General features: G+C 71.3%; 16 protein-coding genes. 4 read left to right on the top strand and 12 right to left on the bottom strand.

Going from position 1 to position 21,906, the window contains the following annotated elements:
• Positions 1-69: 69 nt before the first annotated feature.
• Together IT184_17070 and IT184_17065 are read right to left on the bottom strand one after the other, a co-directional pair.
• Positions 70-615: a DUF2911 domain-containing protein gene (locus IT184_17070; GenBank protein ID MCC7010523.1), complete on the bottom strand. Its 546-nt coding sequence runs from the start codon at positions 613-615 to the stop codon at positions 70-72.
• Positions 616-746: 131 nt separating this feature from the next.
• A complete protein-coding gene (locus IT184_17065; GenBank protein MCC7010522.1) occupies positions 747-2,999 on the bottom strand; it encodes a PQQ-binding-like beta-propeller repeat protein in 2,253 nt (750 codons plus the stop codon).
• Between the two features lie 128 nt (positions 3,000-3,127).
• Between IT184_17065 and IT184_17060 the strand changes: the two genes are divergently transcribed.
• On the top strand, positions 3,128-4,672 hold the full coding sequence (locus IT184_17060) for an ATP-dependent DNA ligase (protein ID MCC7010521.1): 1,545 nt from the start codon (positions 3,128-3,130) through the stop codon (positions 4,670-4,672).
• 221 nt (positions 4,673-4,893) lie between these two features.
• On the opposite strand, the gene IT184_17055 is transcribed toward IT184_17060, so the two are convergent.
• Together IT184_17055 and IT184_17050 are read right to left on the bottom strand one after the other, a co-directional pair.
• A complete protein-coding gene (locus IT184_17055) occupies positions 4,894-7,023 on the bottom strand; it encodes a response regulator (GenBank protein ID MCC7010520.1) in 2,130 nt (709 codons plus the stop codon).
• 52 nt (positions 7,024-7,075) lie between these two features.
• Entirely contained in the window at positions 7,076-9,826 is a 2,751-nt protein-coding gene (locus tag IT184_17050; GenBank protein MCC7010519.1) for a PAS domain S-box protein, read from the bottom strand.
• Between the two features lie 115 nt (positions 9,827-9,941).
• Here IT184_17050 and IT184_17045 point away from each other — a divergent pair, with 115 nt between their 5' ends.
• A complete protein-coding gene (locus tag IT184_17045; protein ID MCC7010518.1) occupies positions 9,942-10,346 on the top strand; it encodes a hypothetical protein in 405 nt (134 codons plus the stop codon).
• A gap of 50 nt (positions 10,347-10,396) precedes the next feature.
• Here IT184_17045 and IT184_17040 read toward each other — a convergent pair whose 3' ends face one another.
• Genes IT184_17040 through IT184_17025 form a run of 4 tightly spaced genes read right to left on the bottom strand, consistent with a single transcriptional unit; the run spans position 10,397 to position 14,266 of the window.
• Entirely contained in the window at positions 10,397-11,542 is a 1,146-nt protein-coding gene (locus IT184_17040; protein ID MCC7010517.1) for a cytochrome P450, read from the bottom strand.
• Between the two features lie 23 nt (positions 11,543-11,565).
• Entirely contained in the window at positions 11,566-12,771 is a 1,206-nt protein-coding gene (locus IT184_17035) for a hypothetical protein (protein MCC7010516.1), read from the bottom strand.
• Positions 12,755-13,678, bottom strand: coding sequence for a zf-HC2 domain-containing protein (locus IT184_17030; protein MCC7010515.1), 924 nt, complete (start codon positions 13,676-13,678; stop codon positions 12,755-12,757). The genes IT184_17035 and IT184_17030 overlap by 17 nt, the downstream gene beginning before the upstream one ends.
• A 3-nt stretch (positions 13,679-13,681) precedes the next feature.
• Entirely contained in the window at positions 13,682-14,266 is a 585-nt protein-coding gene (locus IT184_17025; GenBank protein ID MCC7010514.1) for a sigma-70 family RNA polymerase sigma factor, read from the bottom strand.
• On the opposite strand from IT184_17025, the gene IT184_17020 reads away from it, so the two are divergent.
• The gene (locus tag IT184_17020) at positions 14,246-16,930 is read left to right on the top strand and encodes a TonB-dependent receptor (protein ID MCC7010513.1); all 2,685 of its coding nucleotides are present in this window, start codon (positions 14,246-14,248) and stop codon (positions 16,928-16,930) included. The two genes, IT184_17025 and IT184_17020, sit on opposite strands and share 21 nt — an antisense overlap.
• A 260-nt stretch (positions 16,931-17,190) precedes the next feature.
• Entirely contained in the window at positions 17,191-17,952 is a 762-nt protein-coding gene (locus IT184_17015; GenBank protein ID MCC7010512.1) for a methyltransferase domain-containing protein, read from the top strand.
• Positions 17,953-18,010: 58 nt separating this feature from the next.
• Here the strand turns inward: IT184_17015 and IT184_17010 are convergent, their stop codons facing one another.
• From IT184_17010 to IT184_16995, 4 genes are all read right to left on the bottom strand, one after another.
• Positions 18,011-18,760, bottom strand: a complete 750-nt coding sequence (locus tag IT184_17010; protein ID MCC7010511.1) for a PEP_CTERM-anchored TLD domain-containing protein — start codon at positions 18,758-18,760, stop codon at positions 18,011-18,013.
• A gap of 311 nt (positions 18,761-19,071) precedes the next feature.
• Positions 19,072-19,845 (bottom strand): PEP_CTERM-anchored TLD domain-containing protein, encoded by a 774-nt coding sequence (locus tag IT184_17005; GenBank protein MCC7010510.1) that lies wholly within the window; start codon positions 19,843-19,845, stop codon positions 19,072-19,074.
• A gap of 286 nt (positions 19,846-20,131) precedes the next feature.
• Positions 20,132-20,887, bottom strand: coding sequence for a PEP_CTERM-anchored TLD domain-containing protein (locus tag IT184_17000; GenBank protein MCC7010509.1), 756 nt, complete (start codon positions 20,885-20,887; stop codon positions 20,132-20,134).
• 121 nt (positions 20,888-21,008) lie between these two features.
• Positions 21,009-21,635, bottom strand: coding sequence for a helix-turn-helix domain-containing protein (locus tag IT184_16995; GenBank protein MCC7010508.1), 627 nt, complete (start codon positions 21,633-21,635; stop codon positions 21,009-21,011).
• Positions 21,636-21,906: the final 271 nt, after the last annotated feature.

Raw genomic sequence — 21,906 nt, 5'->3', positions numbered from 1 at the left:
GCGTTCAGCGGCGCGCGCTCACTCGTGCAGCGCGCGCCGCCCTTGACGATCGTCGACCGCGTCGCCGCGTCAGCCGATGGTGAACGCTGCCGTCGCGCGCGTCGTGCCCCACTCGAGCCGAAACGCCGCGCCCGACGGCGTGTCGTCGATCGCGATGATCAACTGCTCGACCGGCGCGCTCGTCTTCGAGACCGTCATGGGCGCTCGTCCGATCTCAAGCGTCGCGTTGTACGGCACGCCCCACTGCCCCGGCTTCGACAGCTTGCCGAGAACGATCTGCCACTGCGTGCCGGGCTGGACGTTGATCGTGTAGGTACCGGGCGCGAGCGAGAGCGCCCCGAACTTCAGCGGCTTGTCGGTCGTGAGGAGGGTCGCTTCGTCCGCACCGGCGCGCCACGGCTGACCGGCCGGCATCAGCGTCGCCTCGGGACGTCCCTTGAGGGAGGGGCGTCCGTATTCGATCGACAGCGCCGCGCCGTCGATCGTGTAGCTCGTCCGGACGTGCGGGCTGCCGCCCGTGCCCGGGTGGACCTGCACGGTGTTCTGTGCCGCCACCCCGACGCCGAAAATGCCTGCGATTGCCAGTGTTGCTCCCGCACGAACCAGTCGAGTCATGGATCCTCCTGAGCGGATTGTTGTGCCGTACCCGTTACGATACGAACAATCGCGGCCCGAAGGTTCGATGCGGCCTTGCGATCCGGACGCGGCGCTCCGGCAGCCGTGCCGGCTCAGCGCCCGATAGACCGCTAGCGCTTCTTCAGCGCGTAGGCGACGAGACCGGTCGGTCCCGTTGGATACACCGCCTCCTTGACGGCCGGCGTCTGGCCCGACGCGGTGACGAGCAGGTACTGCCGGCCGCCGTGCTCGTACATCGACGGCGAGCCGCTCGTCGGCGCGCCGAGCGGCAACTGGTGCAGCTCCTTGCCGCTGTCCGCGTCGTACACGTGGACCTTCTGGTCCGCGGCGTTGACGAACAGCAGGCCGTTCGCGGTGACGACCACCGATCCCTTGACGCCGAGGTTGGCCGCTCCGGTGCCGCGGATGCCGCGCGCGACGAGCCGCGGCTCGTCGCCGAGCCCGATCTGCCACTTGATCGTGCCGGTGTTGAGGTCGTACCCGGTGAGCGTCGTGTAGGGCGGATTGATCAGATCGGGATGGAGCCCGTAGCCATCCATCACGAGCCGCGCCGGCGCGGACACACCGTCCGGGTAGTCGCCCGCGCCCATCAGGCCCCCACCTCCGCCGCCTCCCCGCCCGCCCGACGACGGCCGCACGGCAGCCGGACCGGACTCGACGAGCACGCCGGCCGCCGGCGGATCGGCCGCCGGACCGCCGGCCGTCGCGCCGCCGCTCGCCAACGCGAGCAGCGACATCAACGCGTTCACGTCCTCGTCGCTCAACTGGTGGTTCGCGGGCATCTGGTTGCGGCCGTTGACGATGACGGCACGGAGATCGGCGGCCGGAACGCGCGACGCGACGCCGATGAGCGACGGCACGCTGCCGCTGCCCTGCAGCATCGGACCGTGGCAGGCCTGGCAGTGCGTCTGGTACTGAGTGAACCCCGGAATCGACGCGCCGGCGCCGGCGGCGCTCGGCTGCTCGCCCGTCCTGAGCAGCCGCATGAGCGCCGGCACGTTGAACGTGATCACGTAGACGCGGCCGTTCCGCGGATCCGCCGACGTGCTGCCGTAGTTGGACCCGCCGTGATTGCCCGGCATGTGCACGACTTCGTCGAAGCCGATCGGCGTGAACTGGCCGTCGTTGCGCGCCTTCGCGACGCGCTGGCGATAGCTCGCGCGCTGCTCGTCGGTCAGCAGGTACGGGTTGATGTCGTCGAGCCCGAACGTCTGCCGGCCGAACGGCGGCGGGTTCGTCGGGATCGGCTGCGTCGGCCAGAGCACCTCGCCCGGCACGTCGGTCTTCGTCGGCACCGGCCGCTCCTCGATCGGCCAGATCGGCTGCCCGCTGACGCGGTCGAAGACGTAGAGGTACCCGGTCTTGCCCGCCATCGCGACGACGTCCACCGTGCGGCCGTCGTGACGGATCGTCGTCAACTGCGGCGCCGAGACGTTGTCGAAGTCCCAGAGATCGTGGTGGACGTTCTGGAAGTGCCAGAGGCGCCTGCCCGTCCTGGCGTCGAGCGCGATGAGGCAGTTGGCGAAGAGATTCTGGCCGACGCGGTCGCCGCCGTAGTAGTCGAACGTCGCCGATCCGGTCGGGAAGTACGCGATGCCGCGCGCCGCGTCGATCGAGACCTCGCCCCACGTGTTCGCACCGCCGATGTACTTCCACGCGTCCTTGGGCCACGTCTCGTACCCGAACTCGCCCGGGTGCGGCACGGTGTGGAACTGCCACACGAGCTTGCCGGTGACGACGTCGAAGGCGCGCAGGTCGCCCGGCGCGGAGAAGTACGCCTCGCCCGGCGCGGACCCGAGAAGGATCAGGTTCTGCCACACCTTGCCGGGCGTGCCGGACTGCACGCGCCCGAGCGTCGACGGATCGCGCCCGAGGCCCTCGCGCAGATCCACGGCGCCGTTGACGCCGAACGTGCGGACGAGCCGGCCGGTCTTCGCGTCGATCTCCTGCAAGTAGTCGTTGATCGTGAAGATCAGCCGTCGATCGCTGCCGTCCGCGTTCTCCCAGTAGTTGATGCCGCGCGGCGCGATGCCGCCCACCTGGTCGTGCACCCACAGCTCGCGGCCCGTCGCCGCGTCCAGCGCGACGAGCGCGTTGCCGCGCCCGCGCGCGTAGATGACGCCACGCGCCATCACGGGATTGAACCCGGTCTGCCCGTGCGGGTACGTCCAGGCCACCTCGAGGTCCGCGACGTTCGACCGCGTGATCTGGGTCAGCTCGACGAACCGCGACGAGGCGGGGCCGCCGCCGTAGTCGCGCCACTCGCGGCGCGGCTGCTGGCCCGACACGATCCATGCTGACGAGACGACGACCACCGCGACGACGAGCGCGCGGAACGGCAAGAGCTGGCGGCGCTGGGACATGAGGCCTCGAAGATGACGGGGCTGACGCGGTGACGACGCGGACGCGCGGCGCGTTCCCTGACGAACCGTTGCCAATGGTATGCGAGAACCACCCGCGGCGCTCAGTCCCGGCACGCTACGATCGCGACATGCGGTTCGCGGAGGTGGCCGGCGTATCAGACGCCGTGGCGGCGACGTCGAGCCGCCTCGACAAGATCGGCCGGATGGCGGAGCTCGTTCGTCGCCTCGCCCCTGACGACGTCGTGCCCGTCGTCGCCTGGCTGTCGGGCGCGCCGCGCCAGGGACGGATTGGCATCGGCCACGCCGCGATTTCCGCCGCCGCGGGGACGAGGCCGGCCGAGGCGCCCGAGCTGACCGTCGCGGACGTGGACGCGCGGCTCGACGAGTTGGCGCGCGTGGCCGGATCCGGCGCCGCGCGCGAGCGCGCCCGGCAGCTCACGGCGCTGTTCGAGAAGGCGACGCGGCCCGAACAGGACTTCCTGCGGCGGCTGCTCTACGGCGAGCTGCGGCAGGGCGCGCTCGAAGGCGTCGTGCTCGAGGCCGTCGCGCGCGCCGCCGGCGTGTCGGCGGCGCGGCTCAGGCGCGCCGTGCTCATGGCGGGCGACCTGCCGGCGGCGGCGCACGCGGCGCTCGCCGGCGGCGAGCGCGCGCTCGACGCCATCGCCGTTCGCGTCATGCAACCGATCCGGCCGATGCTCGCCGACTCGGCCGAGGGACTCGATGCCGCGCTCGACGATCTCTCCGACGCCGGCGCCGCCCTCGAGTACAAGCTCGACGGCGCGCGCGTGCAGCTCCACAAGGCGGGAGACGACGTCCGCGTCTTCTCGCGCACGCTGAACGACGTCACGGCGTCGGTGCCGGAGATCGCCGCGGTCGTCGCGGCCCTGCCCGCGCGCAGCCTGATCCTCGACGGCGAGGTCATCGCGCTCGGCCCCGGCGGCACGCCGCGGCCGTTTCAAACGACCATGCGGCGCTTCGGACGCACGCGCGGCGTCGACGACCTGCGCCTCGACCTGCCGCTCACGCTCTTCGCCTTCGACTGCCTGCTCGTCGACGACGCGCCGCTCGTGGACGAGCCGCTCGAGCGCCGCGTGGCCGTGCTGCAGGATGCGGCCGACGCCCTGTCGGTGCCACGCGTCGTTCGGCCGACCCGTGCGGAGGCCGCCGCGTTCGCGCGCGACGCGGCGGACCGCGGGCACGAGGGCGTGATGGCCAAGTCGCTCGCGGCACCGTACGCCGCCGGACGCCGCGGCGCCGCGTGGCTCAAGGTCAAGCAGGCGCGGACGCTCGACCTGGTCGTGCTCGCCGCCGAATGGGGGCACGGCCGCCGGCGCGGCTGGCTCAGCAACCTGCACCTCGGCGCACGCGACCCGGCGACGCGCACGTTCGTCATGCTCGGCAAGACCTTCAAGGGCATGACCGACGAGATGCTCGCCTGGCAGACGGAGCGCCTGCTGTCGCTCGAAGTGGCGCGCGACGGGATCGTCGTCTTCGTCCGGCCCGAGCTCGTCGTGGAGGTGGCCTTCAACGAGATCCAGGACAGCCGGGTGTACGCCGGCGGGCTCGCGCTCCGATTCGCGCGCGTGAAGCGCTACCGCACCGACAAGACGGCCGAGGACGCGAACACGATCGACGACGTGCGGCGGCTGGCCGGGCCGCGCGAGCCAGGGTAGTCGACGAAGCGCTGGCGGCGCCGCGCACGCGGGCGCGGCCGGCGGGCCGCGGGAGGCAACCTGGCTCAGGCTCGTCGAGGCGCGCCTTCAGCGGCCACGAAGCGGCCGCATTCCGCGCGCGGCCGCGCCACGGTGCGGCCCGGACGAGCGACGGGATCACGACGGATCCGGCGACGAGCTCGTCAACCCGGGAGCGGGACCATTGCGTGGGACAACTCCGATCAGGCGCCCGCGCGGCCCACGAGGCCGGCTTCGTGCTGCTCCCACCACTCGCGCGCGCGGCGCTGATCCCATGGCGTACCGGCCGACAGCCGATCGAGGCGCTCCCAGAGGACCTCGGCCGTGGCAGGCCGCTTGGCGGGATCCTTCGCGAGACAGTCGAGCACGAGCGCGTCCATCTCCGGCGAGACCGCACCGGGCCGCCGGCTCGACGGCGGCCCGGGCGTCGTCCTCGCGTGGTGCATCAGGAGCGCCATCGCGTCGGGCGCTTCGAACGGCGGATGCCCGGTGAGCAACCAGCACGCGACGCAGCCGAGCGCGTAGATGTCCGCGCGGCCGTCGAAGCCGTCGCGCCCGGACACGAGCTCCGGCGCCAGGAACGCCGGCGTCCCGAGGATCAGGCCCGAGACGGTCATCGGCTCCGCCGATCGCCGGCCGTGCCGTGAGACCACGCCGAAGTCGAGCACTTTGAGGAAATCGTACTCCCGGCCCAATCGGCAGACGAAGAGGTTGGCCGGCTTGACGTCGCGATGCACGAGGCCCAGGCCGTGCGCCTCGGCGAGCGACAGGCACGCCTGCTTCAGCAGCGCGACGGCGCGCTCCTCGGGCATCGGACCGTAGCGCTCGATCAACCGCTGGAGGTCGAGGCCGCGGAGCCGCTCCATCACGTAGTAGAAGCTGCCGGTGTCGGTCATGCCGAAGTCGAAGAGCTGCACGGTGTGCGGCGATTGCAGCTCGGCGGTCGCGTGCGCCTCGCGGGCGAAGCGCTGGCGCACGCCCTGGCCGTCCTCGTCGAGCGCGATGACCGAATCGCGGACGAGCTTGACGGCCGCCGGACGCGCGAGCAGCCGATGCCGCGCCAGCCACACTTCGCCCATCCCGCCCGATCCGAGCTTCTCGATCAGCGTGTAGCTGCCGACGCGGATGCCGTTGTCGAGCAGGTGCTCGCCGATGTCGAGGGTCGGCCCCTGGCTCGCAGCGAGCGCCGCGCCCAGCACGTTGCGCAGCTCGCGCAGGTTGCCCGGCCAGCGGTAGCGCTTCAGCCGCTGCATCGATTCGCCGGAGATGATCGGCACGGTCCGGCCGGCCTGGTCGGCCTGGCGCCGGAGGATGTGGCCGGCGAGCGCCGGCAGATCGTCGAGCCGCGCGCGCAGCGGCGCGAGATCCAGCGTCGCCGGCAGCGCGCGGTGCAGCTCGGGCGAGAGGCGCCCGGCGTCCAGCTCGTCGTCCACGCTCCGCGTCGTCGACGCGATCACGCGAACGTCGGGATCCGGCGTGCGGCCCTGGCGTCGCGCCTCGTCCATCGTCCGGATGTGCTCGGCGAGCAGGCGCTGCGCCTCGTGCGGCAGGTGCTGGATGCCCTCGAGGTAGAGCGTGCCGCCGTCGGCCAGGCGCAGCTTGTCGAAGACGCTCACGTCGACGCCGGTCTCGGCGAGCGACGGCGATGCGTGCGACGCGACCGACAGGCCGTTGAGGCAGATGATGGCGCGCCCGCCGCGGCGCGACTGATGGTGCACGACGCGCGCGACGGCCTCGTGGTCGCTGCCCGGCGGCCCGCTGATGAGCAGCGCGTCGTCGGAGGCCGCGACCGCCTCGATGTCGCGGCGCAGCCGCACGGCCGCTTCGCTGTCGCCGAGCAGCACGCCGTCGCTGCGGTCGCGCGCCTCGCGCAGCAGCTCCTGCGCGACGGTCAGCTCGTGCTCGAGCTGCTCGTTGCGCCGGCGGAGCTGCTGCTGGAGATCGCGAATCGTCAGGTGCGTCCTGACGCGCGCGAGCACTTCCTCGGCCTGGAACGGCTTGTTGATGAAATCGACGGCGCCGAGCTCCAGGCCGCGGACCTTCTCGCTCGCCTCGGTCACGGCCGACAGAAAGATGATCGCGGCCTCGCGTGTGGCGTCGCCGGCCTTGAGACGCCGGCACGTCTCGAAGCCGTCCATCTCCGGCATCATGACGTCGAGGAGGATCAGATCGGCACGCGCACGGCCGGCGATCGCGATCGCATCCTTGCCGCTGCGCGCGGCGAGCAGCCGATACCCTCTCCCGTCGAGCGTCTGGTAGAGCACCTGCAGGTTGGTGGCGTTGTCGTCCACCAGCAGGATCTGCGGGCCTGGCGGTGTCGCGGGCGTCGTCACGTGCTCGAACCTGTCGGCGGAAGCGACGCAGAGCGTCGTGGGATCTCGGGCCTCATGGTGCCAGCGAGTCGGCGAGCGCGCCGAGGCCGCTGAAGTCGAACTCGCCGGCGAGGCGGCCGATGCGCTCGCCCAGGCGGGCCTCGGCCATCGTGCCGCTCGTCAGCTCGCGGGCGAGCGCCTGGATGCCGCCGACGTCGCCGAGCGCGATCGCACTCCGGAGCCTGGCGGCGATCTCCGCGCCGCGGGCGATCTCGCCGGTGCCGCCCGACGCCGGGATCACCGGTCGATCGCTGCCGCTGATCCAGCGCACGCCCAAATGCGTCTGCAGCATCCCGAAGAGCAACGGCGCGCGGATCGGCTTCGACAGGTAGTCGATGCAGCCGGCGTCGCGCGCCGCCTGTCGCACGTTGCCGATGGCGCTCGCCGTCACGGCGATCACCGGGATCGCGGCCGTCGCCGGGTCCCGCGCGAGCTGGCGGGTCGCCTCCAGCCCGTCGAGGTCCTCCATCTTCAGGTCCATGAAGACGATGTCGGGCAGCTCCTTGCGCGCGATCGCGAGCGCCTCCCGGCCGCCGGCTGCCGTGAGCACCTGCACGCCCGCGCTCTCGAGCAGGCTCGCGAGGATCCGGCGGTTGGCCGTGCTGTCGTCCACGACGAGCGCCGTGACGCGCTGGCCGGGCGCGAGCCGCGCGTCGAGCGGCGCGATCGCGCCGGCCGGGTCGGCCGGCCGCGGCCGCACGTTCTCGCGGTCCTGCGTCAGCGGCAGCGTGAACCAGAAGCGGCTGCCCGTGCCGAGCGTGCTCTCGACGGCGAGCGCGCCGCCCATCCGCCGGATCAGGTGATCGGAGATCGCCAGCCCCAGGCCCGTGCCGCCCGCCGCCGCGCCGGTCTTCGTCTGCGCGAAGGCCGCGAAGATCGCCGTGAGCGCGTCCGGCTCGATGCCGACGCCGGTGTCGACGACCTCGAACCGCAGCCGGTCGTCCGCGCACGCGATGCCCAGCCGCACGTCGCCCGAGGACGTGAACTTGACCGCGTTGCCGAGCAGGTTGAGGAGCGCCTGCCGCAGGTGACGGCCGTCGAGCACCACGACCGCCGGCACGCCGGCGTCGACCGTCATCGTCAGCCGGAGGCCCTTGCGCTCGGCCGCCTCGGCGACGACGGCCCGGAGATCGGCGACGAGACCGGCGAGATCGGTGGGCGCCTCCTCGATGTCGAGCCGGCCCGCTTCGATCTTCGAGAGGTCCAGCACGTCGTTGATCAGGTCGAGCAACTGCGATCCGCACTTCGCGATCGCGTCGAGCGCGTCGCGCTGGCTTCCGCCGAGCGCGCGATCACGCTGCAGCAGTTGCGCGTACCCGATCACGCCGTTGAGCGGCGTCCGCAGCTCGTGGCTCATGTTCGCGAGGAACTCGCTCTTGGCGCGCGTCGCGGCCTCGGCCGACTCCTTGGCGCGCCGCAGCTCCGCGTCGCGCTCGCGGCGATCCGAGATGTCGCGGAGGAACGCGCCGAAGAAGTAGCCGCGATCCACTTTCATCGGCGACGTGATCATCAGCTCGACGGGGAACTCGCGGCCCGTGCGGTGGATGGCCGACAGCTCGACGCGCTGGTTGACGACGGGCGCGTCGCCGGTCTCGTGGAACCGGCGCATGCCGCTCGTGTGCGCGTCGCGGTAGGCGGGCGGAATGATCGTCTCGGCCAGGTTGCGGCCGACGGCCTCGTCGCGCGTCCACCCGAACGTGCGCTCGGCCTGCGCGTTCCACTCGGCGATGACGCCGGCCGAGTCGATGCCGATGAACGCGTCGTGCGCGGTGTTGATGACGAGCCGCGCGCGCGTCTCGCTGTCGGCCAGCCGCGCCAGCGCGCGCCGCCGATCCTCCTCGGCGCCGGCCGCCGCCACCAGGTTGGCCACCGCGATCGCGAAGTTCTGCTCGTCGACCGGCCAGGCCCTCGCCCCGCCGACGTGCTCGGCGCACAGCACTCCGACCGTCCGGTTGTCGTGCCGCAGCGGCACGTCGAGCATCGCCCCGATCCGGTTGGGATCGAGATAGCCGCGCAGGAACTCCGCCGTGCGCGGATCGGTCCGCGCGTCGGCGGCGGCGATCACGCGCTCGCCGTCGAGCGCGTCGAAGTACGCCGGCGCGTTCTCGCGCTGCAGCACGGCCCCCTGGTCGTACCCTTTCTCGGACCGCCGGTACAGGCCCAGGCACCGGATGGTGCCGCGCGTCTCGTCGAAGCGCCACATGCTCAGCCGCTCCACCTGCAGCGCCTCCGACGCGATCTCGAGGATGCTGCGCAGGCGTTCGTCGAACCGATCGCTGCCCGTGTAGCGCGCCGTCAGCGTCGTGAGCGCGTCGCTCTGCGCCGTCAGCCGGTGCTCGTTGGCCTTGAGCGCCACCTCGGCCTCGACCTGCGCGGTGATGTCGTGGAAGACGGTCAGCGCGGCCGGCTCGCCCCGCCAAGTGATGAGCCGCGACGAGCACATCGCCCAGAACGGCTCGCCGCTGTGCCGCTTGATGTGCAGGCGAAGCGAATCGGCCCGGCCGTCGCGACGGAGCTGCTCGGCGAGCTGGATCCGCTGCGCCGGATCCACGTAGTAGTCGCTGACCGACGCGCCGATCGCCTCGGCCTGCGGCACGCCGATCACCTCGGACGTCCGCGCGTTCACCGCGAGCACCGTGTGGTCGGCGAGCCGGCTCACGACGGCGGGGAACGGGCTGACGTCGAAGAGGTACGAGTACGTCCGCTCCGTCTCCGCCGGAGCGACAGGCGATGCAGACGAGGCAGCAGCAATCGGCTCGTTCACGGGTGAACGGCCTATCATACAGAACGCTCCATGGGATCCGGCCCGCTGCCGGCGTTGCATCTGACCAGGTGACTTCGCCGCGGTCGGCGCGCCAGTATGTTCGGTGGAGGACGCGATGCTCGGACGATCGGTCGTGGTCTGGCTGGCGGTGCTGGTGCTCGCGTTCGTGAACGGCGGAGTCCGGGAAGTGCTGCTCATCCCCGCGATCGGCGCGTTCGCCGGTCGGGCGATCAGCGCCATCGCGCTCTCCCTCGTCGTGCTGCTCGTGACCTATCTCACGATCCGATGGGTCGGCCCACGGTCGCCTCGCGACGCCTGGATCATCGGCGCTCTCTGGCTCGCGCTGACGCTGGCCTTCGAGCTGCTCACCGGCCATTTCGCGTTCGGCACGCCGTGGCCCGACCTCTTCGCGGACTACGACGTGTTCCACGGCCGGCTCTGGCCCCTGGTGCTCGTCACCGTCGCCGTCGCACCGCGGCTGTGCACGAGCCGTCACGGGATCTTCGGATCGCTCACGTAACGGCGCGGACGCCGCTCGTCACGCAATCGCGCCGCTGCGCGGAGGCCCCGCTACGACAGCCGCACCGGCACGGTACGCCATCCGCCGAGCGGATACGTCTCCCGTGCGGGCTCGGCCTCGTGCGACAGCTCGATGCCGGTGGTGGCGGCGAGCAGCGTCTCCGTCGCGACGACGAGCTCCATCGTCGCGAGCGGACGTCCGGGACAGGCGTGAATGCCGGTGCCGTAGACGAGGTTGTGCGGCGCGTGCGCCTCGGGCCGGTACGCGTCCGGATCGCCGAACACGCGCTCGTCGCGGTTCGCCGAGGTCCAGTTCAGATAGATCCGCGTGCCGGCCGCGACGTCGAATCCGGCGATGCACGCCGCCGCCGTCGTCACGCGCCGGTTGACGAGGAAGGGATCGTCGATCCGCAGCATCTCGTCGATCGCCGCCGACAGGTCGCCGGGACGCGCGCGGAGTCGCGCCTGGACGTCCGCGTGCGTCGCGAGGAAATGGACGACGACGCCGAGCGCCGCGGCCATCGAGGCGAGGTCGCCCGCCGTCCAGTTGCGCAGGATCGACACGATGTCGGCGTCCGGCAGCGGCGCGCCGTTCACGACGACGTCGAGCAGCTCGGTCGTCGGATCCTGCGGCGCGGCCGCGCCCAGCTCGCGGCGGCGGTGAATCTGGGCCAGGACGATGTCGTCGAACGCGGCGGCCACGGCGGCCGTGCGCGCGTGATCCTTCGAGCGCGTGGCCGCATGGTTGTCGGCCATCCACGCGAGCAGTCGATCCTCGATGCCCTGCCATCCCAGCCACGCCGCCTGCGCGTCGACGGCGAAGGGGTAGCCGAGCTCCGTGACCGCATCGACGGTGACGCCGCGCGGGAGCGCGCCGACGATCTCGCGCGCGACACGGCGAACCTGCGGCTCGAGCGCGCGCATGCGCTCCGGCGAGAAGAACGGATCGATGACCGCGCGAAACGCCGTGTGCTCGGGCGGATCGAGCGAGTTCGGCACCATGCGATGCGCGGACGCGGCCGACGAGAAGGTCGCCGGATCGGCCGCCGCCGCGACGACGTCCGCGTGCCTGAAGAGCGTGACGCCGCGCGGCGACTCGGCGAGCGGGCCGGCCGCACGCATGCGATCGTAGGTGCCGCGCTGGTCGGCCAGCAGCGGTTCGGACAACGGCTCCCAGGGAGGAATCGGCGCGCTCATTGAGCCATGTTCGCACAGCGCGCTCAGGGCATTCCGTACGCCTCGATCTCCATGACGCGGCTCCACCGGCTCTGCGTCCCCGTGATGAACAGCCGAATCCTCGTCGTCGTCACCGGTGCGAACCTGGTTTGCCACCAGACGTACGTGTTGTTCCGCTCGATGCCGCCCGGCACCGTGCGCCAGCGCGCGCCGTCCCAGTACTGGACTGTGAAGGCCTTCAAGCCGAATCGGCTGGACTGCATCGACGGCGTCGGATCGTCGGGCGTCCGCTCCGCGTCCTGCTGGCCGAAGACGTCGACCTGGTCGATCGACTTCGGGCCGTCGAACGCCACCTCGATCCAGTCGGGCCATTCGCCGGGCGTCTCGTCGCTCCAGCCGCCGCCGAGCTCCCACGGCTCGCCGCGGCGATCGCCGTTGATGACCGAGCCCGGGTCGAACCACCCGAGCGCGCCTTCACCGTCCCAGCGGTAGGTCGAGGAGGCGCTCGCCACCGCGCCGTGAGCGGAGAGCGCGACGTTCACGCGCCCCGGCCGCGGCGCCACGATCGTCCGTGGCGAGATCGCGGCGGCCAATTCGAGGAACGCGGGCGACGCGAAGAACCCGCGCGGCGGATCGGCAACATCGTTCACGCTCGATGGAGGCGATGGATGGACGACCGCCGCCGCGGCGGGAGGAGACGCGATTGGAGCGCGGCGGACAGGACCGATGGTCGCCGCCGCGATCGCAAGGAGAACGACGGCGGCGCCCGCGTACACCCATGGCGTCGCCCAGCGGCGCCGTGCCGGTGCGCTCTCGTGCGCGAGCGCGGCCGGCTGGATCGCCTCGGCGTCGACGGCCTCGTCGATGCCGATCGGCTCGACGGCAGCCGCGCTCCGAAGCTCGACGACAGCCGCGCTCTGGAGTTCGATGGCCGGTGCGCTCTGGACCTCGACGGCCGGTGCGCTCCGAAGCTCGATGGCAGGCGGCGCGTTGTGAGCCGGCGGCTCGGACGTGCGGTCTTTGATGGCCGCCAGCGCCTCGTGCAGGTCGCGCGTGAGGGCGGCGACCTCGTCGCGCAGGCCGTGGTCGAGCGCGGCCGCGCGGCCCTGCTGGGCTTCGCGGAGCAGCCGCTCGAGCGACTCCAGCTCCGTCCGGGCCGTTCGCCACTCGGCGAGCAGCGCGTTCAGCGAGTCGAGTTCGGACTGCAGGTCGGCGATGGCGGAACCTCGGCGTTCACCTGCTGACGGCAAACGAGACGAGCCGCAGTGCCGGCGCCTCGCCCGAGCGCCAGATCGGATACACGAGATCGTCGTCGATCGAATCGGGCGGCGCGTTGTCTCGAAGGTCCGCGCGCGCAAGCCGCGGCACGTCCGTCCGGAAGTACTTGCGGTAGGCCGCGACCCAATCGGCCGCGATCTCCCGCTGCGCCGTCTGGAGCGCGACCGTTCCATCGCAGACGAGCTGCGGCAGCAGCCGCTCCAGTTGATCCTTCACGTGGGCGTTCCACGTGCGCGAGGCGTATCGCTGCGGCCAGAGGTTCTCGACGCTCGGCGCGCCACCCAGCTCCGGCGTGATCAGGTAGTCGAGCTCGTAGCGCTCCGCCGGCTCGTGCTCCATCCCGTATCCGCGGAGCACCTGGACGCGCACGGCGTCGGGAACGCGCCGCTGCTCGTGCGCGCCGGGCGCGCACAGCTCCTCGGCCGTCACGCTCCATGTCGCTCCCGGCGTGAGCGACGCCACCGGCAGCGCATCGTCTTCGACCGGCGCGATGGCGCCGGGCTGGAAGCGGCCGCCAGGCTCGTGGCCGACGCGGACGAGCAGGACGACCGCGACGATGGCCGGGCAGATCATGACCCAGCGCGACGCGCCACCGAACCGCGGCACGAAGCGCCCGACGGGCGAGCGTTCCCGCTCGCGCACGAGCGCGGCGAGCCTGGCCCGGAGCGCCTCGCGAGACGCGGCGGCGTCTTCCGCATCGCACAGCGCCGACCGGTAGCCGGCCGCGGCCAGCATTACGCCTCGACAGAGCGCGGCACGGCGATGGCTGCACGACGTGCAGTCGGCCAGGTGAGCCTCGACGACGGCCTGGCGGCGAGCGGAGAGCTCGCCGTCGGCGGCCAGCACGAGATCGCGATCGCTCAGGTGAGGGTGACGCATCGATCACTCCATGTCCGCAGCCGAGAGGCGGCCGATCGCTCGCACGATCGATTTCGCGACCGAGCCCAGCGACACGCCGAGGGTCTTCGCGATCTCTCGATAGCAGAGCCCCTCGGCGCGCAGGTAGACGCACTGCTTGTCGCGTTCGGGCATCAGCCGCAGGACGCCCAGCAGATGCCGCTGCCGCTGGCGCTCCGCGAGGCGCTGCTCCGGGTTCGGCCGTGCATCGGCCACGTGGTCCAGGGATGCGGCGTCCCACGTGCCCTCGACCAGGCTTCTTCTGACGGTGTGCTGCCGCTGTTTGAGCGCCAGGTTGTGCGCGACCTGGAAGAGCCAGCCGTTGAGATTCGTGGCGGGCCGGCCGAGCGACAGGTGGCGAAAGAGCGCGAGGAAGACCTCCTGCACGACGTCGTCGGTGGCGGCGTCGCCGAGGTTGAACGACGCGACGTAGCGCCGCACGCGCGGCCCGCACTCGTCGAACAGCGCGAGGACGCGCTCCTGGATCGCAACGGGCGTGGACGGTCTGTCCGCGACGAGGCCCGCCGCGAACGGCAGGTCGATCACGTCATGAAGCTTCTGGCTCGCCATCTCACGCGCTCACGGATTCTACATGCGCCGGCCGCGCCTCCCACGGCGCGATGGGCGATCGGCGGACGTGAACATCCGGCGGCTTTCGAGAATATACAGAAGAAGGGCGTGCCCTTCGGAGGATTCGTGGTGCACTCACGTCGCGTCGGCTTTCTGCTCTCCGCCTTCCTGTTCGCGCTCGCTCCAACCATCGATGCCCAGAACGCCGCCGGTGCCGCGCAGGGGTCGGCCCCCTCGCCGCCGGCACAACCGCCGACGTTCGCGACGACCGTCACGGTCATCGAGACGGCGCCGCTGCCCGGCGTCGACCTGCCGATCGAGAAGGTGCCGGCGCCGGCGCAGACCGCGACGTCCGTCGAGATCGAGCGCAGCAAGTCGCTCGACCTCTCGTCGTTCCTGACCCGCCGGTTCAACGCGGTGTTCGCCAACGAGATCCAGAACAACCCGTTCCAGCCGGACATCAACTACCGCGGCTACACGGGATCGCCGCTTCTCGGCACGCCGCAGGGCCTGTCGGTGTACATGGACGGCGTGCGCCTCAACCAGCCCTTCGGCGACGTCGTCAGTTGGGACCTGATTCCGCGGCTCGCGATCTCGACGACGACGCTGATGCCGGGGTCGAACCCGCTGTTCGGCCTCAACACGCTCGGCGGGGCGCTGGCGCTCCAGACGAAGAACGGCGCGACGGCGCCCGGCACGACGGTGCAGGCCGTCTACGGCAGCGACGTGCGCCGCTCGATCGAGTTCGAGCACGGAGGCCGCAAGGCGAACGGCGTGAACTGGTACGTGGCGGGCAACCTGTTCAAGGAAGACGGATGGCGCGACGACTCGCCGTCCGACGTCCGCCAGATCTTCGGGAAGGTCGGCTGGCAGCGAGCGACGAGCGAGCTGTTCGTCTCGGCCGCGCACGCCGACAACGCGCTCAACGGCAACGGGCTCCAGGAAGCCGGCTTCCTCGATCGCGACTACGCGAGCGTCTACACGAAGCCGGACACGACGGAGAACCGATCGACGTTTCTCAATCTCACCGGCAGCCGGAGCCTGAGCGCCAAGGTGCTGGTGTCGGGCAACGTGTACTACCGCCGCATCCACACGGACACGTTCAACGGCGACATCAACGAGGAGTCGCTGGACCAGTCGGTCTATCAGCCCAGCGCGGCCGAGCGGGCCGCGCTCGCCGCGGCCGGGTACACCGGCGTGCCGGCGAGCGGCGCCAATGCCTCGAACACGCGGTTTCCGTCGTGGCGCTGCATCGCGAACGTGCTCCTCCAGGACGAGCCCGCCGAGAAGTGCAACGGCCTCATCAACCGCAGCGAGACGTCTCAGCAGAGCGGCGGCGGCTTCGGACAGATCGCCGCGCGCCACGCCTTCAGCGGGGGCGAGAACCAGTTCACGGCCGGCGGAGGCTACGACCGGAGCCGCGCCGGCTTCGTCCAGTCGACCGAGCTGGGATATCTGAACGAGGACCGCAGCGTCACCGGCCTCGGCGCGTTCGGCGACGCCGAGACGGGCGGCGACGTCGACGGCGAGCCGTTCGACACGCGCGTGGATCTCGACGGCCTGATCCGGACGGTCAGCGTCTACGCGACCGACACCGTGACGCTCTCGCGGAAATGGAGCGTGACGTTGTCGGGGCGCTACAACCGCACGACGATCAGGAACCGCGACGCGATCACGCCGGGCGGCGGCCCCGCGTCGCTCGACGGCGACCACGTGTTCGGCCGGTTCAACCCGGCGGCTGGCGTGACGTTCAGCCCGTCGCAGGCGCTCAACCTCTACGGCGGCTACAGCGAGGGCAGCCGGGCCGCGACGTCCATCGAGCTCGGCTGCGCCAACCCGGACGAGCCCTGCAAGCTGCCGAACGCGATGGCCGGCGACCCGCCACTCGACCAGGTCGTCACCCGCACGTGGGAGGGCGGGGCGCGCGGCGCGTATCGCGGGATCGACTGGAGCGCCGGCGTGTTCAGGGCGGACAACCGCGACGACATCCTGTTCGTGCTCTCGGACCAGACCGGCTTCGGCTACTTCAAGAACTTCGGCGAGACGCGCCGCAAGGGCCTCGAGCTCGGCGCGCACAGCCGGATCGGACGCGTCACGATCGGCGCCGGCTACACCTTCCTGTCGGCGACGTACGAGAGCGAAGAGACGGTCAACGGCGAGAGCAACAGCGCGAACGACGAGGCGGAAGAAGGCGAACCGGGGCTCGAGGGCTCGATCACGATCGAGCCCGGCAATCGCATCCCGCTCGTGCCGCGCCACATGTTCAAGGCGTACGCGGACATCCCCGTCGGCGCGAAGCTGTCGATCGACGTCGACCTGCTGGCGGTGTCCGGATCGTTCGCCCGCGGCAACGAGAACAACCTGCACGAGCCGGACGGCACGTACTACCTCGGTCCAGGCTCGGTACCCGGCTACGCGATCGTCAACCTGGGCGTCGGGTACCGCTTGGCGCCCTGGGTGCAGCTCGTCGCGCAGGTCACGAACCTGTTCGACCGCAAGTACTACACCGCCGGCCAGCTCGGGCCTCTGGGGTTCACCGAGACCGGCGCCTTCATCGCCCGGCCGCTTCCGGCGATCGACGGTGAGTTCCCAGTCAGGCAGGGGACGTTCTTCGCGCCGGGCGCGCCCGCGCGGGTGTGGGCCGGGACGAAGCTCACGTTCTGATCCGGCCCCGCGGCGCGCGGGCAGCCTCGGCCGGCACCGCGTCCGGCGTCGCCCACACGGCACTGGCTATTGCGCCAGATCAAAGACGGGAGGCGTCCGTGGTCTCACACTGGAAGCCGTGGCCCTGGGACTGCCGGACGATTCGCCGGCGCCCGCGCGGAATCGAGGGCCGGGAGGGCACCGTGACGGCTTCTGAACGAACATCCTCGATCGCCTCCGACGAGGCGGTGCTGCCGGGCGCCGATCTCGACGTCCAGAAGATGCCGGCGCACTGGCTGATGGCGCGGCTCGGCAAGCGCGTGTTGCGGCCCGGCGGCATCGAGACCACGCGCTGGCTCCTCGAGCAGGCCGCCATCACGTCGCAGGACGACGTGATCGAGCTGGCGCCGGGGCTGGGGCGGACGGCTGCCCTCATCCTGTCGCGGCAGCCGCGGAGCTACGTGGGCGTCGAGCGCGACGCCCGGGCGGCGCAGTTCACGGAGCACGCGCTGGCCGGGCGTAAACGGGCCGCCGTGCGCATCCTGCACGCCGACGCGGCAGCCGTGCCGCTCGCCGACGGCTCGGCGACGCTGCTCGTCGGCGAGGCGATGCTCAGCATGCAGACCGTGGCCACGAAGCAGAACATCATGCGCGAGGCGCACCGGCTCCTGCGGCCGGGCGGCCGCTACGTCATCCACGAGCTGGCCGTGACGCCGGACGACCTCGCGCCGGCCGAGGTCGCGCGCATCCAGGCGGACCTGTCTTCGGTGATCCACGTCGGCGTCCGCATCGGGACCGTGCGCGACTGGCGGCAGTGGCTCGAGCAGGCCGGCTTCGCGATCGAGCGGATGACGATGGCGCCGATGCGCCTGCTGGAGCCGGCGCGGCTCGTTCGAGACGAAGGCGTCGCGGGCGCGGCGCGGTTCGTCTGCAACGCGCTGCGCACGCCGGGCGCGCCGCGCCGCCTGCGGGCCGTCCGCGGCGTGTTCCGCCAGTATCGCGACGAGCTCTGCGGGGTCGGGCTGATCGCCCGCCGCGCCTGACCTGCCGAACCGGATCTCCGACAGGCGGTCGTCGACCGCGGCGTATCACGCGCGCCGGTCAGCTCTTCTTCCGTCGCAACCCGCGCGCGCCGGCGAGCAGGCCGGCGCCGAGCAGCAGCAGCGACGCCGGCTCGGGCACCGGCGCGGCGGCTGCCGGCGCGAAGCTGTACACCTCGAGCGCGCCGACCGTGAAGAAAGTGAGGTCGTAGCCGTTTACCGTTGGGCACGGCTCGATGTAAGCAACGTGCCCGAAGAGGTCGGCGCCCAAAACCCCGCAGGGCGCGCCGCTGCCGTAGCTGTACTGCCGTGCAGAGCCGCCGAGCAAGTTGTTGAGAACACGGAGGTCAAAACCGCCGCCGAACACTGGTCCATAGAAGGGGTAGTTGAACGTTTGATATTGTCCGAAATCGAACGAGCCGCCCCAATACGCCGTGTCCGACGTCAGGCGCTGCGCGAGCTTCGTGCTGGTCGTGAGGTTGTAGACGAACGCCGTCCGCTCGGCGTCGGTCGGGCTGAAGTTGTCATTACCGATCGACGACCAACTCAGCGGGTTGTAGCCGCCGATGACGTACCGGTCGGTGCCGACGAAGGCTTCGACCAGCGTGAAGGTCGCGCCCTGGCCGTCCACCGCGGCGTGGAAGTCGAGCGCGTCGTCGCCCGCCTGCTTCTCGTAGAGCGCGGTGAAGGCCAGGTCGCCCTGGCCGAGCCACCCTTCCAGCGTCGCCTCGAAGGCGGACGTCAGCAGGCTCGTCGCCGCCGCTGGCCGCGGCACCCCCGCCAGCGCCCCCGCCGCCAGAACCATCGTCATCGCTCGCCGCCATCCTCGCGTCATCGGCATCCCTCTCGCGTCAACGGAGTCATGAGTTCGAACCACGCGGTCTCGACCACGCCGCGGCCCGCGTTGCCGGGCCCGACGTGTTCAGCAAGAACCTCACCGCTTCGGGCCCGTGTCCGGCCTCTCGGCGGTTCCGGCAATTACCTTCGCGAGCGCGGCCTCCTGTCGCCGGACAGCCCCCGTGGTGCTCGGCACCACGCGCGTGATCACGGGCATCACCTGCGCGCCACGCGGGGCGGCCCCGTCCGGCGCCGCCCCCGCCGCGGGAGTTTTGAAACGCACTCTCAGCTCTTCTTCCGTCGCAATCCGCGCGCGCCGGCGAGCAGGCCGGCGCCGAGCAGCAGCAGCGACGCCGGCTCGGGCACCGGTGCCGCGGCCGCCGGCGCGAAGCTGTACACCTCGAGCGCACCGACGGTGAACGAAGTGAGGTCGTAGCCGTTTAGCGTTGGGCACGGCTCGATGTTAGCGACGTGCCCGAAGAGGTCGGCGCCCCGAACCCCGCAGGGCGCGCCGCTGCCGTAGCTGTATTGCCGTGCATAGCCGCCGAGCAAGTCGATGTGAACCCGAAGATCATTGCCGGCCCCGAACGTCGGTCCAAAATACGAGGAGTTGTATGTCTGGGACTGTCCGAAATCGAACGAGCCGGGCCAATACGTCGGGTCCGACGTCAGGCGCTGCGCGAGCTTCGTGTTGGTCGTGAGGTTGTAGATCAACGCCGTCCGCTCGGCGTCGGTCAGGCTGTAGTTCCAGTCCCCAATCGACGACCAACTGAGCGGGTTGTAGCCGCCGATGACGTACCGGTTGGTGCCGACGAAGGCTTCGACCAGCGTGAAGGTCGCGCCCTGGCCGTCCGCCGCGGCGTGGAAGTCGAATGAGTCGTCGCCCGCCTGCTTCTCGTAGAGCGCGGTGAAAGCCAGGTCGCCCTGGCCGAGCCACCCTTCCAGCGTCGCCTCGAAGGCGGACGTCAGCAGGTTCGTCGCCGCCGCCGGCCGCGGCACCCCTGCCACCGCCCCCGCCGCCAGCACCATCGTGATCACTCGCCGCCAGCCTCGCGTCATCGGCATCCCTCTCGCGTCAACGGAGTCATGAGTTCGAACCACGCGGTCTCGACCACGCCATGGCCCGCGTGCGCGGGCCCGACGTGCTCAGCAAGAACCTCACCGTTTCGGGCCCGTGTCCGGCCTCTCGGCTGTTCCGGCAATTACCTTCGCGAGCGCGAGTCCTGTCGCCGGACAGCCCCCGTGGTGCTCGGCACCACGCGCGTGATCACGGACGTCGCCTGCGCGCCATGCGGGGCGGCCCCGTCCGGCGCGACCCCCGCCGCGGGAGTTTTGAAACGCACTCTCAGCTCTGTTTCTTCCGTCGCAACCCGCGTGCGCCGGCGAGCAGGCCGGCGCCGAGCAGCAGCAGCGACGCGGGCTCGGGCACCGGTGCCGCGGCCGCGGGCGCGAAGCTGTACACCTCGAGCGCGCCGACGGTGAAGAAGGTCTCAGAGATGCCGGGCTGCGTTGGGCACGGCTCGATGTAAGCAACGTGCCCGAAGAGGTCGGCGCCACCAACCCCGCAGGGCGCGCCGCTCCCGTAGCTGTATTGCCGTGCATAGCCGCCGAGCAAGTCGCCTTGAACGCCGAGGTCAAAACCGCCGCCGAACGCTGGTCCATAGAAGGGGTAGTTGAACGTTTGAAACTGCCCGAAATCAGACGAGCCGCCCCAATACGTCGTGTCCGACGTCAGGCGCTGCGCGAGCTTCGTGCTGGTTGTGAGGTTGTAGACGAACGCCGTCCGCTCGGCGTCGGTCAGGCTGTAGTTGTAGTCACCGATCGACGACGACCAACTCAGCGGGTCGTAGCCGCCGACGATGTACCGCTCAGTGCCGACGAATGCCTCGATCAGCGTGAAGGTCGCGCCCTGGCCGTCCGCCGCGGCGTGGAAGTCGAGCGAGTTGTCGCCCGCCTGCTTCTCGTAGAGCGCCGTGAAGGCCAGGTCGCCCTGGCCGAGCCACCCTTCCAGCGTCGCCTCGAAGGCGGACGTCAGCAGGCTCGTCGCCGCCGCCGGCCGCGGCACCCCTGCCAGCGCCCCCGCCGCCAGGACCATCGTCATCGCTCGCTGCCATCCTCGCGTCATCGGCATCCCCTTGCGTCAACGGAGTCATGAAGTCAACCACGCGGCCTCGATCGGGCCGCGGCCCGCATAGCCGGGCCCGACGTGCTCAGCAAGAACCTCACCGTTTCGGGCCCGTGTCCGGCCTCTCGGCTGTTCCGGCAATTACCTTCGCGAGCGCGGCCTCCACGGCTTCGGCCGGCGACCGCGACGTCAAGCCGGCGCGGCGCCAGATCCGCCAGACGGTGCTGGGGCTCGTGCCGGCCAGCGCCGCGACCTGGCGCACGGTTCGCGGCCCGTCCGCCAGCCGCCGTGTCGCCTCGAGCACGGCCCGCGTGAGCGCCTCGGCGATGCCCGAGCGGCGGCCTCGACCCGGCGCTTCGCGCAACAGCGCCGGCAGCCGGCCAACGGCGAAACGCCTGGTCCACAGCCGCACCGTGGCGGGCGCCACGTGCAGCCTGGCCGCGACGACAGCCGCCGACAGCCCGTCCGAGATCAGCAGCACGATGCGGCTGCGCACCACCAGCCGGTGCGGCGACGATCGCTGCCGCGCCCAACGCTCGAGCGCGAGCCGTTCGGCGGCAGTTAATTTCTGAAACGGCGGAGCGGTCCCGGCGGACCCGCGGCCGGCGGCCTGGTCGTTGTCGGCGCCCGAGGTGCCTTTGTTCTGCCGCCCCTCAGCCAGGCTGAGGCCGTCACCGCCGCCGTCGGCGGCTGGAGCATCGAGGTACTCGATGTGCTCGAACATGTCAGGTCGCCCGGTTCGGCCGGATATTGCCCACAGCCGCTGACGGCCGCCAGTACCATTTGGGGGTTGCGCGACGTGCGCAGCTTGATCGTGGAGGTCAGGGCGGCCTGCCCGTGCTTCGACGCGAAGGGGGGCGGAGCGCATGCGCCTCCGGTGCCGTGCGGAGCTCGCCGAGGAGCCGTCCTCCGTTGTGGTTGCGGCGGACACCTACGGATCTGCGCCAGCAACCCCGATCGGGTGCGTGCGCGCTGTCGCGCACGCGAGGCTCCCC

This window comes from Acidobacteriota bacterium (genome assembly GCA_020853395.1).
Classification (GTDB): Bacteria; Acidobacteriota; Vicinamibacteria; order Vicinamibacterales; family SCN-69-37; genus JADYYY01.
This window is presented reverse-complemented; position numbering and strand designations above follow the sequence as displayed.

Excerpts from the sequence above, each read along its gene's own strand:
- IT184_17070 (MCC7010523.1), bottom strand. The coding sequence starts at position 615 with ATGACTCGACTGGTTCGTGCGGGAGCAACACTGGCAATCGCAGGCATT.
- IT184_17065 (MCC7010522.1), bottom strand. The coding sequence starts at position 2,999 with ATGTCCCAGCGCCGCCAGCTCTTGCCGTTCCGCGCGCTCGTCGTCGCG.
- IT184_17060 (MCC7010521.1), top strand. The coding sequence starts at position 3,128 with ATGCGGTTCGCGGAGGTGGCCGGCGTATCAGACGCCGTGGCGGCGACG.
- IT184_17045 (MCC7010518.1), top strand. The coding sequence starts at position 9,942 with ATGCTCGGACGATCGGTCGTGGTCTGGCTGGCGGTGCTGGTGCTCGCG.
- IT184_17040 (MCC7010517.1), bottom strand. The coding sequence starts at position 11,542 with ATGAGCGCGCCGATTCCTCCCTGGGAGCCGTTGTCCGAACCGCTGCTG.
- IT184_17030 (MCC7010515.1), bottom strand. The coding sequence starts at position 13,678 with ATGCGTCACCCTCACCTGAGCGATCGCGATCTCGTGCTGGCCGCCGAC.
- IT184_17020 (MCC7010513.1), top strand. The coding sequence starts at position 14,246 with ATGAAGCTTCTGGCTCGCCATCTCACGCGCTCACGGATTCTACATGCG.
- IT184_17025 (MCC7010514.1), bottom strand. The coding sequence starts at position 14,266 with ATGGCGAGCCAGAAGCTTCATGACGTGATCGACCTGCCGTTCGCGGCG.
- IT184_17015 (MCC7010512.1), top strand. The coding sequence starts at position 17,191 with ATGCCGGCGCACTGGCTGATGGCGCGGCTCGGCAAGCGCGTGTTGCGG.
- IT184_17010 (MCC7010511.1), bottom strand. The coding sequence starts at position 18,760 with ATGACGATGGTTCTGGCGGCGGGGGCGCTGGCGGGGGTGCCGCGGCCA.
- IT184_17005 (MCC7010510.1), bottom strand. The coding sequence starts at position 19,845 with ATGACGCGAGGCTGGCGGCGAGTGATCACGATGGTGCTGGCGGCGGGG.
- IT184_17000 (MCC7010509.1), bottom strand. The coding sequence starts at position 20,887 with ATGACGATGGTCCTGGCGGCGGGGGCGCTGGCAGGGGTGCCGCGGCCG.
- IT184_16995 (MCC7010508.1), bottom strand. The coding sequence starts at position 21,635 with ATGTTCGAGCACATCGAGTACCTCGATGCTCCAGCCGCCGACGGCGGC.